A 13940-nucleotide genomic window follows, 5' to 3' on the forward strand; every position below is an offset into this window, starting at 1 on the left:
TGCCATGGTAACAGCCTAAGCAACGACAGAGGATCACTAACGCCGCAGCGGGGTGCGGGCCACCGACCATGCCTCCACCTCACGGGCACCGGCAGTCAGACAGGCCTGCGCCAGGGCGTCCAGGGTCGCGCCGGTGGTCATGACGTCATCGAGCAGTGCCACGCGCGACGGCAGCGCCCTCTCGACGACGAACCCGCCGCGCAGGTTGCGGTAGCGCTCGGCGCGATCGAGCCCGCGCTGTGAGCGCGTGGCTTGGCGTCGCTGTGCATGCGCCAGTACCAAGCCATGGCGTGCCGCCAGGCGCCGGGCCAGCCAGTCGGCCTGGTCGAAACCGCGCTCCCGCGCCCGCCGGGGATGCAGCGGCACCGGAATCAGAGCCTCGGGCCAGGCCAAGGCCGCACGCGGCAGCCCGGCCTCAAGCAGCTCGAGCAGCACGTTGCCGGCACGCGGTGAGGCGTGAAACTTGAAGCGCTGCATCAACCTGGCCACTTCATCCTCGTAGCGCAGCGGTACGCGTGCCCGCCTGAAAGCGGGCGAACGTGTCAGGCACTGGCCGCAGCACCTGCCCGCCAGTGCCCCGGGCGGCTGCGGTTCGGCACAGCTCGGGCAGGCCGGCAGGTTCCACGGCAGCGACTCGAAGCAGGCCTGACACCAGGGACGCTCCGGCTCGGCGGTTGCCAGGCAGAAACCACAGCGCCCTGGCAGGGCCCAGCGCAGCGCAGAGTCGACTCCGTACCAGAGCGAGCGAAGCCAATCGCCTGAGCGTTTCCGCGACATCTGGCCGCGCCGCCATGCAGGCTTCCGTTGCGGTTCCACGCAGAGGATCTCCTGATGATTTCGCCATGCCAAGCAGCTTACCACCCCCGACACCATCTCGTTCGCCGCCTACGTCGCCCATAGTCAACCCCATCAACGCTGCAGGTTGACAGCAAGACAGAATCACGTACGCTCACAGTCAACCTTACTATCCCAATGAGTTGACCGAGACGAGCCCTTCCATGTCCGACGCCCAGCTTGCCAGTCCGCACGGCCAAACCACTCCCCCCGAGACCAGGATTCGTCATGACTGGTCGCTGGCCGAGATAGAGGCGCTCTTTGCATTGCCCTTCAACGACCTGCTGTTCCGCGCCCAGCAAGTGCATCGCGCCCACTTCGATGCCAATGCCGTCCAGGTCTCCACCCTGCTGTCGATCAAGACCGGCGCCTGTCCCGAGGACTGCAAGTACTGTCCTCAGTCGGGCCATTACACCACCGGACTGGACAAGGAAAAGCTGCTGGAAATCGAGAAGGTGGTAGCTCAGGCCAAGGCCGCCCAGGAGGCCGGCGCCAGCCGCTTCTGCATGGGCGCGGCATGGCGTAGCCCGCGCGAGAAAGATCTTGGCGTGGTGCTGGAGATGGTCCGCCAGGTCAAGGCACTGGGGCTCGAGACCTGCATGACGCTAGGCATGGTCGACGTCGACCAGGCCTCCCGCCTGGCCGAGGCCGGCCTCGACTACTACAACCACAATCTCGACACCTCGCCGGAGTACTATGGCGAAATCATCACTACTCGCACCTATGCCGATCGTCTGGAAACCCTGGCCAACGTACGCGAGGCGGGGATGAAGGTCTGTGCGGGAGGCATCCTCGGCATGGGGGAAGCGCCGCGCGACCGCGCCGCCCTGCTGCAGCAGCTGGCCCGGCTCGACCCGCACCCCGAATCCGTGCCGATAAACATGCTCGTCAAGGTGCCCGGCACGCCGCTGGAGGATGTGGAAGATCTCGATCCCATCGAGTTCGTGCGCGCTATCGCCGTCGCCCGAATCCTGATGCCGGCAAGCCACGTGCGCCTCTCGGCCGGCCGCGAACAGATGGACGAGTCGACCCAGGCGCTGGCCTTCCTCGCCGGGGCCAACTCCATCTTCTACGGCGACAAGCTATTGACTACCGGCAACCCTCAGGCCGCTCGCGACAAGGCCCTGTTCGCCAAGCTCGGCCTGCATCCCGAGCGACGCAGCACCTGTCATGGCGACGATGCACAGCAGGCCGCACTCGAGAGTGCCGTGGCGCACCAGTCACAGCAGGCCCGTAGCGCGGCACTGGCCTACGACGCCACCCAGGCCTGAACGATGTCGCCCTCCGCGTTCGCTTGGTCCGAACGTCTCAGCGAGGCCGCAGCCTGGCGCCGCGCCCAGGGGCTGTGGCGTGAGCGCCGCACGTTCAAGGCCGACCTGATCGACTTCGCCGGTAACGACTATATCGGCCTGGCCGGCGACCCGCGTCTGGCCGAAGCTCAGGCGGCAGGCGCCCGGCGCTTCGGCAGCGGTGCTGGTGCGTCGCACCTGGTCAGTGGTCATCTCGAGATTCACGAAGCGCTCGAGCAGCGCCTGGCCGACCTCGTCGGACGGCCCCGCGCCCTGCTCTTCTCCACCGGCTACATGGCCAATCTCGGCACGCTACAGGCCCTGTGCGACAGCGACACGCAGGTCTTCCAGGACCGGCTCAACCATGCCTCCCTGCTCGACGGCGCCAAGCTTGCCGGCGCGCGCTCGCGACGTTTTCACCACCGTGATCTCGACGATCTCGAGCGCCTGCTCGCCCGCGCCCCCTCCGAAACGCCCAGGCTCGTGATCAGCGACGGCGTGTTCAGCATGGATGGCGACGTCGCCAATGTCGGCGGCCTGAGGGACATCTGCACCCGATACGGCGCCTGGTTGATGATCGACGATGCCCACGGACTTGGTGTGCTCGGACCCCAGGGAGACGGCTGCGTCGGTCGGGCTCATGGGGTTGACCAAGTGGCGGTTCTGGTCGGTACGCTGGGCAAGGCACTGGGAACCGGCGGCGCCTTCGTCGCCGGCAGCGAAGCGCTGATCGACCACTTGATCCAATATGCACGGCCCTACGTCTACACGACCGCACAGCCTCCCGGTGTCGCTGCCGCCACTCTCGCGGCCCTCGACATTCTTGCCGCCGAGCCCGAACGCCGCGACCGCCTGCGCGACAGCATCCGCTATTTTCGCCACGAGGCGACACTGCTCGGTCTGCCGCTGACCGACTCCTTCACTCCCATCCAGCCGCTGGTACTGGGGGAGAGCGAAGCGGTGATGCACTGGGCCGCTCGACTGCAGGAGGCAGGCCTGCTGGTCGGCGCCATCCGACCGCCCACGGTGCCGCAGGGTGAAGCTCGGCTTCGCATCACGCTGAACGCCACTCACACACGGGAAGCCCTGGACCACCTGCTCGAGACTCTGGCCCAGTTGCATGAGGAGGGCATGCATTGACGCGCCTGGTGCTGCTCTCCGGCTGGGGCATCGATGCCCGCATCTGGCAACCGCTTGCGCCCTACTGGCCGGATGGCATCCGAGTTCATACTCCCGATTGGCCGGGCTACGGTGAACGGATCCACGACCTTCTGCCGAAGACGCTCTCGGGGCTGGCAGACGAGATGCGCAACGACCTGGCCTCGGATGCCGTCTGGGTCGGCTGGTCGCTGGGAGGTTTGCTGGCCGGTGCGCTGTTGTCTCATTTGCCCCCTCCCCGCGCCCTGGTGCTGGTGGGAATCGGCGCCCGCTTCTGCAGCGAGGACGGTGTAAGACCTGCCGAACTGGCTACATTTCGTCGCGCCTTCGATCGCGATCCTCGCGCGACGTGGCAACATTTCCTGCGTTGGCAGCTGCAGGGGGAAACTGCCCCGGGTATGGCCCACCGACGACTGCTCGACCTTCTTGGGGGCCATCCCGGTGCGTCCAGTCAGACCCTCGCTCTGGGCCTCGATCAACTGGCCAGCCTCGACCTCGGAGAACGCCTTGCCATGCCCCCGTGCCCGATCTGGCGCCTTGCCGGCGAACGGGACAAGCTGCTGGGCAAGACAGCGCGGCAGGCGGCCGACCGGATTCTCACCGACTGCGGCCACTGCCCGATGCTGTCTCGCCCGGAGGCCTTGGCGAGCCACTGCGTCGAACTTGCACACACCGGTTACGGGCATCGCCCCGCCCAAGACGGGAGCGTTTCATGACCTCCTCCTCGCTGCATGTCACGGCCTGGCGGCAGCCTGACGCCTCCAGCGCATGGCGGCGGCAGGTCGCCAGGGCGTTTTCCCGCGCGTCGGACCGTTACACGCGCCTGGCCCAGGCACAGCAGCGAATGGGTGAAGCGCTGTGGCCCCTTCTGCCTGCACGCGCAGCACATGTGCTCGACCTGGGCTGCGGCCCGGGCCTCTGGTGTGGGCGCCTGGCCGCACGTTTCGGCAACGAGTGTCGCGTGCTCGGGCTCGATCTCGCTCCTGGTATGCTGGAAACCGCCCGCCGCGAGACGACCGTTCCTGTCGACTGGCTGTGTGCCGATGCGGCCTCCCTGCCCCTGGCAAGCGGACAACTGGACGTGGTGTTCTCCAACCTGGCCCTCCAGTGGTGCCCCAACCTCGATGCCGTAATGGCCGAAGTTCACCGGGTGCTGCGCCCCGGCGGACGTGCCGTGATCAACTCGCTGGGTCCCGGCACCCTGGGCGAGGTGGCCCACGCCTGGTCATCCCCCGACGCCCTGCTCGACTTCCGCTCGCGGGAGGATCATCTGGCCAGTGCGCATCGGGCCGGCTTCGCGCAAGCCTGCTGCACCAACGTTCTCGAGCGCTTCTTCTACCCTGACCTGACGGCAGTGATGGCCTCGATCAAGGGCGTCGGCGCCCAGACCCCGCGAGCGTCCGCCCGCCTCACCCGCTCCGACCTGGAGCGTGCCGCACGCCGTTACGACTCGCTGCGCGAGCCGGCCGGACTGCCGGTCAGCTATCGACGACTGACCCTCGTGCTCGACAAGGAGCCGACAGCATGACCCGTTATTTCGTGACCGGCACCGACACCGATGCCGGCAAGACCCTGATCAGTGCCGGCCTGCTGGCACTGGCCCGCTCGCGCGGCCTGAGCACCTTGGGGCTCAAGCCCGTTGCCTCGGGCTGCCGCCGCACCGACGCGGGCCTACGCAACGACGATGCCCTAGCTTTGATGGCACGCAGCGTGCCGGCGCCGGCCTATGCGACCATCAACCCCTTTGCCTTCGAGCCGGCCATCGCCCCGCACCTGGCCGCCCGCCAGGCAGGAGAGCACATCGGCCTCGCTCGGCTGGGCGAGCATGTCGCGCCGCTGCTCGAGGAGCCGCGTGACCTGATCCTCGTCGAGGGCGCCGGCGGTTGGCGCGTACCGCTCAATGACAGCGAAGATCTCAGCGCCTTGGCGTTGCACCTCGACCTGCCGGTTATTCTGGTGGTAGGCCTCAAGCTCGGCTGCCTCAACCACGCGTGCCTCACGGCCGAGGCCATCCGTGCGGACGGAGCCAAGCTGGCCGGCTGGGTCGGCAACCTGCTCGATGCCGACTTCGCGCGTGACGCCTCGCTCTACGCCGACAACCTGGCCACGCTGCGGCATCGCCTCGGCGCCCCCTGTCTCGGCGTGGTACCGCGCCTGAGCCGAGTGGCACCGGCCAGGCGCCCGGAAGCCGCCATTGCCCATCTCGAGCTCCCTCAAGGCGATTGACTTGCAACCGAAGGTCCGTACAATGTGGACGCCTGCCCAGCCCTGCGGATGTGGTGGAATTGGTAGACACGCCAGATTTAGGTTCTGGTGCCTTCGGGCGTGGGAGTTCAAGTCTCCCCATCCGCACCATCATGGCTCGCGCCCATCGAGCTTTACGGCCCCCTCGCCGACATCACCTTCGCTTAACCTGCTCCGCCAGCCTATTGGCGCCGCGTCGGTGCGTACCTGCCACGCCCCCGACCACTCACGCTACGCACCCACGGAGGCAATATGACGCAATCTCCCGTGTGGCACCCCTATGCCCATCTGCTCACCCAGCAAGCCGCCCCCAAGGTCGTCGGCGGCGAAGGTGCTCGCTTCAGACTGGAGAACGGCGAAACGCTACTCGACGCCACTTGTTCCTGGTGGTGCATGATCCACGGCTATTCGCATCCCCGCCTGGTGGCCGCGATCAAGGCGCAGGCGGACACGCTGTGCCATGTGATGCTGGGTGGACTCACCCATGAGCCCGCCGATCGCCTGGCCCGGGAACTGGTCAGGATCACACCGACGGGGCTCAACCATGTGTTCTTCTCCGACAGCGGTTCGGTGGGCATGGAAGTGGCCATGAAGATGGCTGTGCAGTACTACCACTTGCGCGGCAAGCCAGAGAAGCACCGCATGCTCTCGCTGATGAAGGCCTACCATGGCGACACCAGCGGCTGCATGGCGGTCTGCGACCCCGAAGAGGGCATGCACAGCCTGTTTGCCGGCTACCTGCCCAGACACCACTTCGCGCCGGCCCCCACGGCACCCTATGACGCCGACCCCGAGACCGTGGCGCAGGATCTCGCCGCCCTGCGGGCAGCGCTGGAGCGACATCATCACGAGATCGCCGCGCTGTTGATGGAACCGCTGCTGCAAGCCGCCGGCGGCCTCAACATGACATCGCCGGAATATCTCAAGGGTGCACGCGAACTGTGCGACGAATTCGATGTCCTGCTGGTGTTCGACGAGGTGGCCACCGGCTTTGGCCGCACCGGCAAGCTGTTCGCCGCCGACCATGCCGCCATCACGCCGGACATCATGGTGCTCTCGAAAGGGCTGACCGGCGGCTACCTGGGCCACGCCGCGACGCTGGCCACCGACCGGGTGCACGATGCCTTCATCGGCGACTCGCCGCTGCACGCCTTCATGCATGGCCCCACCTTCATGGGCAATCCGCTGGCCTGTCGTGTGGCGCTGGAGAGCCTGGCCGTGTTCGAGGAGGAGAATTACCTGGACAAAATAGCGCGCCTCAATCGGATACTGCGCACTGAGCTGCTGGAGGAGTCAGCGCTGCATCGTCACCCTCGGGTGCGAGACGTCAGGGTGCTGGGCGCCACGGCGGTCATCGAGGTCCAAGACGCTACCGCGCTCCAGGGGGTCGCGGCCTTTGCCCGCACACGGGGCGTCTGGCTGCGCCCCTTCGGGCGCTGGCTCTATACCATGCCGGCCTATATCACACCCGAGGCGGACATGCGTCACATCGCCCAGGTCATGAAGGATTGGTTTCGCTGATGCAAGAGCGCCGCCCTGATAGGGCGGCGCTCTTGGTGGCACTTCACTTGCACCTGATCAACCGTTGTCGGTCGAAATTCGCGCTGAAGGTCAAGCCATGATTGGCTGCGCGTAGGAGATCGGCGCCAGCTCGCGCTCGTTCTCGAAGGTGACGATCTCGTAGGCATCGGGCTGGGCCAGCAACGCCCGGCACAGCTGGTTGTTCAGGGCATGGCCCGACTTCACGCCGCGGAATTCGCCGATCAGGCTGTAGCCCAGCAGGTAGAGATCGCCAATGGCGTCGAGCACCTTGTGCTTGACGAACTCATCCTCGTAGCGCAAGCCCCCTTCGTTGACGATCCGATACTCGTCGACCACGATGGCGTTGTCGAGGCTGCCACCCAGTGCCAGATTGTTGGCACGCAGGTACTCGAGATCGCGCATGAAGCCGAAGGTCCTCGCGCGGGAGACTTCCTTGACGAAAGAAGTCGTGGAGAAATCCACTACGGCGGTCTGTTTCTGATCATCAAAGACCGGATGATCGAACTCGATGGCAAACGTCACCTTGAAGCCCTGGTGCGGCAGGAAGCGAGCCTCCTTGCCATCCTCCTTCACCACTACGTCACGCTTGATGCGGATGAACTTCTTGGGCGCTTCCTGCTCGGCGATGCCCGCCGACTGGATCAGGAACACGAACGGACCGGCGCTCCCGTCCATGATCGGCACCTCGGGGGCGCTGAGATCGATGTAAGCGTTATCGATCCCCAGTCCGGCCAGCGCGGACATGAGATGCTCGACGGTCGCTACCTTGACGTCACCTTGCGAGAGCGCGGTGCACAGGGTGGTATCGGTGACCAGGGCGGCGCTGGCCGGTACCTGCACCTCGGGGTTCAGGTCCGTACGCACGAAAACGATGCCGGTGTTCACCGGAGCCGGACGCAGGGTCAGGTACACCTTCTTCCCGGAATGAAGGCCGACGCCGGTAGCGCGGATGGTGTTTTGCAGGGTGCGTTGTCTGATCATGGGCAGTAGCCAGGCCGTTGTATGTTATCAAACACCGTTCACTATAACACCGAACGAGTGTTTCAACAAAAAAACATCTCCTGGCCCTGCCTATGCTCGCAATAGCCTGTATCAATCGGCCTGACGGCGCAGGAAGGCCGGGATGTCGAGGTAGTCGTCCAGTTCCTGGGGCGAGCGGCGCTTCTCCGGCTGCGGCTTGACCGCCTCCTGAGGCTCGGCCTTGGGCACGGCGCTCTGCTGGCGCATGGCCGGCTGCGGCCGCTGGCGGTATTCGCTGCCTTCGTTGCGCTTGACGGTTTCGCGACCTGCCGCCTTGACCTGGCGCCCCTCGAGGCCGGCGGCAACCACGGTGACCCGCAGCTCGTCGGTCATATCCATATCGATCGAGGTCCCCACGACGATGGTGGCGTCCTGAGAGGCGAATTCCTGAACGGTGGCACCGACGTCGTTGAACTCGCCAATGGAGAGATCGGGGCCGGCCGTGATGTTGACCAGAATGCCACGCGCACCGTGCAGGTCGATATCTTCCAGCAACGGGCTGCGGATGGCCTTCTCGGCCGCTTCGCGGGCGCGATTCTCGCCGGTGGCGCCCCCGGTGCCCATCATCGCCATGCCCATCTCGGACATCACGGTGCGCACGTCGGCGAAGTCGACGTTGATGATGCCGGGGCTGGTGATCAGTTCGGCGATCCCCTGCACGGCCCCAAGCAACACGTCGTTGGCAGCGCTGAAGGCAGTGAGCAGGCTGGCATTCTTGCCCAGTACCGAGAGCAGCTTCTCGTTGGGAATGGTGATCAGCGAGTCGACGTGCTCCGACAGCTCCCTCATTCCCTCCTCGGCCACGCGCATGCGCTTCGGGCCTTCGAACGGGAACGGACGGGTGACGACGGCCACGGTGAGAATGCCCAGTTCCTTGGCCACCTGGGCCACCACCGGTGCACCGCCGGTGCCCGTGCCGCCTCCCATGCCGGCCGTGATGAAGACCATGTCGGCGCCGCTGATCAGCTCGGCGATGCGCTCGCGGTCCTCCATGGCGGCCTGGCGACCCACGTCGGGGTTGGCACCGGCACCCAGCCCCTTGGTGATCTCGTTGCCAAGCTGGAGCACGGTCTTGGCGGCCACCCGCTTGAGCGCCTGGGCATCAGTATTGGCGCAGATGAACTCGACGCCTTCGATATTGCTCTCGACCATGTGGTTGACGGCGTTGCCGCCGCCGCCACCTACGCCGACGACCTTGATGACCGCACTGCTCGAGGGTGCGCTATCTACCAGTTCGAACATAAGCCCCGTCTCCTGGACCGCGCCGCGGCCCTATTAGAAATTTCCTTTCAACCAGCCTTTGAGTTTTGCCAGCGCTGGAATCCCTTCCCATCCTCCACGCTGGGAGACGTCTTCGCGCCTGGGTGGCGCTGCCACTACCCTGCCCTCACGGCCATGCCCTTGCCGAGCCTCCTGAAGAGCGTAATGTAGCAAACCTACACCGGTGGAATAAATCGGGTTGCGCACCACGTCGGAAAGCCCACGTACGTTATGCGGACAGGCGATGCGCACCGGCATGTGGAAGATCTCCTCGGCCAGTTCGACGACCCCTTCCATGCGCGAGGTGCCGCCGGTGAGCACCACGCCGGCTGCCACCAGGTCCTCATACCCACTGCGCCGGAGCTCGTCGCGAATCAGGGTGAACAGCTCCTCGTAGCGCGGCTCCACCACTTCCGCCAGCGCCTGTCGCGACAGGTCGCGGGCAGGGCGGTCGCCGACGCTCGGCACCTTGATCATTTCGTCGCTGGCGGCCAGCTGTGTCAGCGCACAGGCATACTTGACCTTGATCTCCTCGGCATACTGAGTCGGGGTACGCAGCGCCATGGCAATGTCGTTGGTCACCTGGTCGCCGGCGATGGGAATCACCGCGGTGTGGCGAATGGCACCTTCGGTGAATACCGCGATATCGGTGGTCCCCCCCCCGATGTCGACCATGCAGACACCGAGTTCGCGCTCATCCTCGGTCAGTACCGCCATACTGGAAGCAAGTTGCTCGAGAATGATCGCATCCACCTCGAGGCCGCAACGTCGTACGCATTTGTCGATATTCTGCACCGCATTGAGCGCGGCGGTCACCAGATGAACGCGCGCCTCGAGACGCACCCCCGACATGCCGAGCGGTTCACGGATGCCGCCCTGGGTATCGATGGCAAATTCTTGGGGCAAGACATGTAGCACGCGCTGCCCCTCGGAGATGGCCCGCGCCCGCGCCGAATCGATGACACGATCGATATCCGAAGGCATCACTTCGCGCTCTTTAATCGCGACCACACCATCCGAGTTCATCGAACTGATATGGCTGCCCGCCACGCCGACATACACCGAATGGATATCGCAGCCGGCCATCAACTCGGCCTCTTCCACGGCGCGCTGAATCGACTGCACCGTCGATTCGATGTTGATCACCACGCCCTTCTTCATGCCCCGCGAAGGGTGCGATCCGATCCCGGCAATCTCGATGCCGCCGTCATCGGTAGGCTGTCCAACGATGGCCACTACCTTGGACGTTCCGATATCCAGTCCGACTACCATATTAGATGAATTGGAAGTGACTGCCATGCGCCGGAGTGTCTCCTGAAACTTGACCCGCTGGGTATCCCATTATTCTGATAAATGGTCATTGCGCCCATTATAGAAACAACTGGCGTTAAACCACCAGTCCATTATGAAAAACCTGGTTCACGATACGGGTTATTGGAGACAAAGAAAATAGCGCAATGCTGCAAGATGAGTTCTGCACGTGACAAAAGGTTTCAGCCCGTACCGTCGCCGCCCTCTTCGATTTCGGTTTCGCCATGCCAGGCAACGGCCACCCCATTGGGATAGCGCAGGTCGATATAGCGAATATGCGCCGCCTGCGGACCCAGTTGGCGCTGCCATGCGGCGGCCAGTCGGGCCAGACGAGCCTCACGGTCATTACGTCCCAACATCACCCATACGCCATCGTCGAGTTGGAAACGCCAGGCACCACGCGGTTCCAGCCGCAGTTGAGTAATACTCAGTCCCAAGGCCTCGAAACGAGGAATCAAGTGATCATGATATGCCAGCACTTCGGCGCCGCTGCCGACCGGCCCGGCCAGATCCGGCAGCCCTGCCGGCGGCTCCACCGGGGCGAAGGCAAACGGTTCGCCATTCTGATTGAGCAGGTAGTCGTCGTTCCAGCGCGCCACCGGCACCTGCTCGACCAGCTCGAAGGCCAGGGTGTAAGGCCACTCGCGGGCCACGCGAACTTCGGCCAGCCAGTCGATATTGCGGGCGCGGCGCCGCAGTGCCGGGAGGTCCGCCGAGAGCCAGGTCTGTCCCTGCAGCAGCGGTGCCAGCTGTGAACGCAGATAATCGGCGCTGACATGCTGCAGCTCTCCGCGGATAGTCACGCGCTCGATGGGGCGGTCGAGCCAGGTCCACAGGGCACGACCGCCCGCCCCCAGCAGAATCAGCAACAGCAGTATGCCTAGCGTCGGGCCGCGTGTACTCATGCCTGACGCGGCTCCAGCGTGGCGGTGAGAATACGCAGCACCAAGGTGTCGAAATCGATGCCGGCATGGGCAGCAGCCTGCGGCACCAGGCTGTGGTCGGTCATGCCCGGCGCCGTGTTGACCTCGATCAGCCAGAAGCGCCCGTCGCCATCGCGCATTACGTCGACTCGCCCCCAGCCTTCGCCGCCGACGGCCTCGAAGGCCTGACGGCACAGCGCACCCAGCGCCGCCTCCTGGGCGGTGTCCAGACCGCAAGGCAGGTGGTAGCGCGTATCGTTGGAGTTGTACTTGGCCTCGTAATCGTAGAAGCCGCTGGGCACCTCGACGCGAATGGCCGGCAGTACACGCCCGCCCAGCAACGACACCGTGTACTCCTCGCCGCGGATGAAGCGCTCGGCCATGACCCGGGCATCGAAGCGTGCCGCCTCGTGGTAGGCCGCCCTCAGCGCCTCTCGGCTGTCGACGATGCTGATGCCCAGGGTCGAGCCCTCATGGACCGGTTTGACGATCAGCGGCAGCCCCAGCCGGGCGACGATGTCGTCCCAGTCGGCGTCGGCGTCCAGCATCAGCGACTCGGGCGTTGGCAGCCCCAGGGCTTGCCAGACGAGCTTGGTGCGCTGCTTGTCCATGCCCAGTGCCGAAGCCAGAACGCCGCTGCCGGTATAGGGAATCCCCAGCAGCTCCAGCGCCCCCTGCAGGGTACCATCCTCGCCTCCACGGCCATGCAGGGCGATGAAGACACGATCGGGGGCAAGTGCCTCTAGTCCGACCAGGCCGCCGTCGGCTGGATCGTAGCCGATCACGTCGACACCGCTGCGCTCGAGCGCCGCCAGCACTGCGGCCCCGCTTCTGAGGGAGACTTCACGCTCGGCAGAATTGCCGCCGTACAGCACCACGACCCGCCCCAACTCACTCGCCTGCGTCATAGCTCCACCTCATCGAGAATCAGCCGGCTCTCGGCCAGCCCGAGGGCGATACCGCCTACATCCCCCGCACCCTGAGTGATCAGGATATCGTCGTCACGCAGCACCTGGGTCAGCAGCGTCGGTAGTTCCGACTTGTGCTGCACGAAGATCGGGTCGAGCGTGCCACGCTGGCGGATCGAACCCGCCAACGTCTTGCCATCGGCGCCCGGTATCGGCGCCTCGCCGGCACTGTATACGTCGAGCAGCAGCAGCACGTCGACCCCGGCGAGTACGCGCACGAAGTCCTCGTACAGGTCACGAGTGCGGGTATAGCGGTGGGGCTGATAGATCATTACCAGCCGACGCTGCGGCCAGCCGGCGCGCACCGCCTTGATGACCATTTCCACTTCTCGCGGGTGGTGTCCGTAATCATCCACCAGCATGACCTCTCCGCTGCCTTTCGGCGGGGCGAAGTGGCCGTGCACCTGGAAGCGTCGTCCCACGCCGGCGAAACTGGCTAGCCCGCGCAGGATGGCGGCGTCCTCGACGCCGGCGTCGGTGGCTACGGCAATCGCTGCCAGCGCATTGAGCGCATTGTGCCGCCCCGGCATGCTCAGGCGCACTTCCAGTGGAGCCAGCCCATCGGGACGCAGGGCGGTGAAGTGAATCTCTCCGGCCTGCTGGGCGAAATCTGCAATCCTATAGTCGGCATCTTCGCTGAAGCCGTAGGTCACGAACTGGCGATGGACGCGATCGAGCAGGCCACGCACCTGATCGTCGTCGATGCACAGGATAGCCAGGCCGTAGAAGGGCAGGTTGTGCAGGAATTCGATGAAGGTGCCCTTGAGCCGCTCGAAGTCGCCGCCGTAGGTGCTCATGTGGTCGGCATCGATGTTGGTGACGATCGACACCATGGGCTGCAAGTGGAGGAACGAAGCATCCGACTCGTCGGCTTCGGCCACCAGGTAATCGCCTTCGCCCAGCCGTGCATTGGCTCCGGCGCTGGTCAGCTTGCCGCCGATGACGAAGGTCGGATCGAGCCCTCCCTCGGCCAGCAGCGTCGCCGTCAGGCTGGTGGTCGTGGTCTTGCCGTGGGTACCGGCCACAGCGATGCCGTGACGAAAGCGCATCAGCTCGGCCAGCATTTCGGCGCGACGCACCACCGGCACGCGATGCTCCTGGGCCCAGCAAATCTCGGGGTTCGACGCGTCTACGGCAGTGGAAACCACGACCACGTCGGCGCCGGCCACGTTTTCCTCGGCGTGACCGATAGCCACGCGTATACCGTGTTCGCGCAACCGGATCACGACAGGCGACGCCTTCAGGTCGCTTCCGCTGACCCGATAGCCCTGGTTGGCAAGCACTTCGGCGATACCGCACATACCGGCACCGCCGATGCCCACGAAATGAATGTGCCGAATGCGGCGCATACCAAGGCCACGTCCATGGCGTGGCAGCGTGGCCTGACCGGG

13 protein-coding genes and 1 tRNA gene are annotated in these 13940 nt (G+C 65.3%); 7 read left to right on the top strand and 7 right to left on the bottom strand.

The window, feature by feature from the left end; genetic code table 11:
* Positions 1-36 precede the first annotated feature (36 nt).
* Positions 37-777 (bottom strand): ComF family protein, encoded by a 741-nt coding sequence (locus KPL81_RS10305; protein WP_219791878.1) that lies wholly within the window; start codon positions 775-777, stop codon positions 37-39.
* A gap of 221 nt (positions 778-998) precedes the next feature.
* Here KPL81_RS10305 and bioB point away from each other — a divergent pair, with 221 nt between their 5' ends.
* The 7 genes from bioB (at position 999) to bioA (ending at position 7046) form a co-directional block, all read left to right on the top strand.
* A complete protein-coding gene (bioB, locus tag KPL81_RS10310) occupies positions 999-2105 on the top strand; it encodes a biotin synthase BioB (RefSeq protein WP_219791880.1) in 1107 nt (368 codons plus the stop codon).
* A gap of 3 nt (positions 2106-2108) precedes the next feature.
* Positions 2109-3263, top strand: a complete 1155-nt coding sequence (gene bioF, locus KPL81_RS10315; protein ID WP_219791881.1) for an 8-amino-7-oxononanoate synthase — start codon at positions 2109-2111, stop codon at positions 3261-3263.
* Positions 3260-3997 carry an alpha/beta fold hydrolase gene (locus KPL81_RS10320; RefSeq protein WP_219791882.1) on the top strand — a complete coding sequence of 246 codons (738 nt, stop codon included), beginning with the start codon at positions 3260-3262 and terminating at the stop codon, positions 3995-3997. Before bioF ends, KPL81_RS10320 begins: the two co-directional genes overlap by 4 nt.
* A complete protein-coding gene (locus KPL81_RS10325; RefSeq protein WP_219791884.1) occupies positions 3994-4809 on the top strand; it encodes a methyltransferase domain-containing protein in 816 nt (271 codons plus the stop codon). The genes KPL81_RS10320 and KPL81_RS10325 overlap by 4 nt, the downstream gene beginning before the upstream one ends.
* A complete protein-coding gene (gene bioD / locus KPL81_RS10330) occupies positions 4806-5507 on the top strand; it encodes a dethiobiotin synthase (protein ID WP_219791886.1) in 702 nt (233 codons plus the stop codon). Before KPL81_RS10325 ends, bioD begins: the two co-directional genes overlap by 4 nt.
* A 44-nt stretch (positions 5508-5551) precedes the next feature.
* Positions 5552-5636, top strand: a tRNA-Leu gene (locus KPL81_RS10335).
* Positions 5637-5777: 141 nt separating this feature from the next.
* Positions 5778-7046: an adenosylmethionine--8-amino-7-oxononanoate transaminase gene (gene bioA, locus KPL81_RS10340; protein WP_219791888.1), complete on the top strand. Its 1269-nt coding sequence runs from the start codon at positions 5778-5780 to the stop codon at positions 7044-7046.
* Between the two features lie 90 nt (positions 7047-7136).
* Here the strand turns inward: bioA and lpxC are convergent, their stop codons facing one another.
* The 6 genes from lpxC to murC all read right to left on the bottom strand — a co-directional run bounded on the left by lpxC (position 7137) and on the right by murC (position 13898).
* Complete coding sequence (gene lpxC / locus KPL81_RS10345) at positions 7137-8048, bottom strand: UDP-3-O-acyl-N-acetylglucosamine deacetylase (RefSeq protein WP_219791890.1); 912 nt, start codon at positions 8046-8048, stop codon at positions 7137-7139.
* 111 nt (positions 8049-8159) lie between these two features.
* Entirely contained in the window at positions 8160-9329 is a 1170-nt protein-coding gene (gene ftsZ / locus KPL81_RS10350; protein WP_209472946.1) for a cell division protein FtsZ, read from the bottom strand.
* 33 nt (positions 9330-9362) lie between these two features.
* The gene (ftsA, locus tag KPL81_RS10355) at positions 9363-10646 is read right to left on the bottom strand and encodes a cell division protein FtsA (RefSeq protein ID WP_209472948.1); all 1284 of its coding nucleotides are present in this window, start codon (positions 10644-10646) and stop codon (positions 9363-9365) included.
* A gap of 194 nt (positions 10647-10840) precedes the next feature.
* On the bottom strand, positions 10841-11563 hold the full coding sequence (locus KPL81_RS10360) for a cell division protein FtsQ/DivIB (RefSeq protein WP_219791892.1): 723 nt from the start codon (positions 11561-11563) through the stop codon (positions 10841-10843).
* Positions 11560-12489, bottom strand: a complete 930-nt coding sequence (locus tag KPL81_RS10365) for a D-alanine--D-alanine ligase (protein WP_219791894.1) — start codon at positions 12487-12489, stop codon at positions 11560-11562. Before KPL81_RS10365 ends, KPL81_RS10360 begins: the two co-directional genes overlap by 4 nt.
* A complete protein-coding gene (gene murC, locus KPL81_RS10370) occupies positions 12486-13898 on the bottom strand; it encodes a UDP-N-acetylmuramate--L-alanine ligase (RefSeq protein WP_219792204.1) in 1413 nt (470 codons plus the stop codon). Before murC ends, KPL81_RS10365 begins: the two co-directional genes overlap by 4 nt.
* Between the last annotated feature and the right edge of the window lie 42 nt (positions 13899-13940).

It is taken from the genome of Billgrantia antri (genome assembly GCF_019430905.1).
In the GTDB taxonomy this organism is placed as follows: domain Bacteria; phylum Pseudomonadota; class Gammaproteobacteria; order Pseudomonadales; family Halomonadaceae; genus Halomonas; species Halomonas antri.

Coding starts and splice junctions, on each gene's coding strand:
- KPL81_RS10305 (WP_219791878.1), bottom strand. CDS start 777: ATGTCGCGGAAACGCTCAGGCGATTGGCTTCGCTCGCTCTGGTACGGA.
- bioB (WP_219791880.1), top strand. CDS start 999: ATGTCCGACGCCCAGCTTGCCAGTCCGCACGGCCAAACCACTCCCCCC.
- bioF (WP_219791881.1), top strand. CDS start 2,109: ATGTCGCCCTCCGCGTTCGCTTGGTCCGAACGTCTCAGCGAGGCCGCA.
- KPL81_RS10325 (WP_219791884.1), top strand. CDS start 3,994: ATGACCTCCTCCTCGCTGCATGTCACGGCCTGGCGGCAGCCTGACGCC.
- bioD (WP_219791886.1), top strand. CDS start 4,806: ATGACCCGTTATTTCGTGACCGGCACCGACACCGATGCCGGCAAGACC.
- bioA (WP_219791888.1), top strand. CDS start 5,778: ATGACGCAATCTCCCGTGTGGCACCCCTATGCCCATCTGCTCACCCAG.
- lpxC (WP_219791890.1), bottom strand. CDS start 8,048: ATGATCAGACAACGCACCCTGCAAAACACCATCCGCGCTACCGGCGTC.
- ftsZ (WP_209472946.1), bottom strand. CDS start 9,329: ATGTTCGAACTGGTAGATAGCGCACCCTCGAGCAGTGCGGTCATCAAG.
- ftsA (WP_209472948.1), bottom strand. CDS start 10,646: ATGGCAGTCACTTCCAATTCATCTAATATGGTAGTCGGACTGGATATC.
- KPL81_RS10360 (WP_219791892.1), bottom strand. CDS start 11,563: ATGAGTACACGCGGCCCGACGCTAGGCATACTGCTGTTGCTGATTCTG.
- KPL81_RS10365 (WP_219791894.1), bottom strand. CDS start 12,489: ATGACGCAGGCGAGTGAGTTGGGGCGGGTCGTGGTGCTGTACGGCGGC.
- murC (WP_219792204.1), bottom strand. CDS start 13,898: ATGCGCCGCATTCGGCACATTCATTTCGTGGGCATCGGCGGTGCCGGT.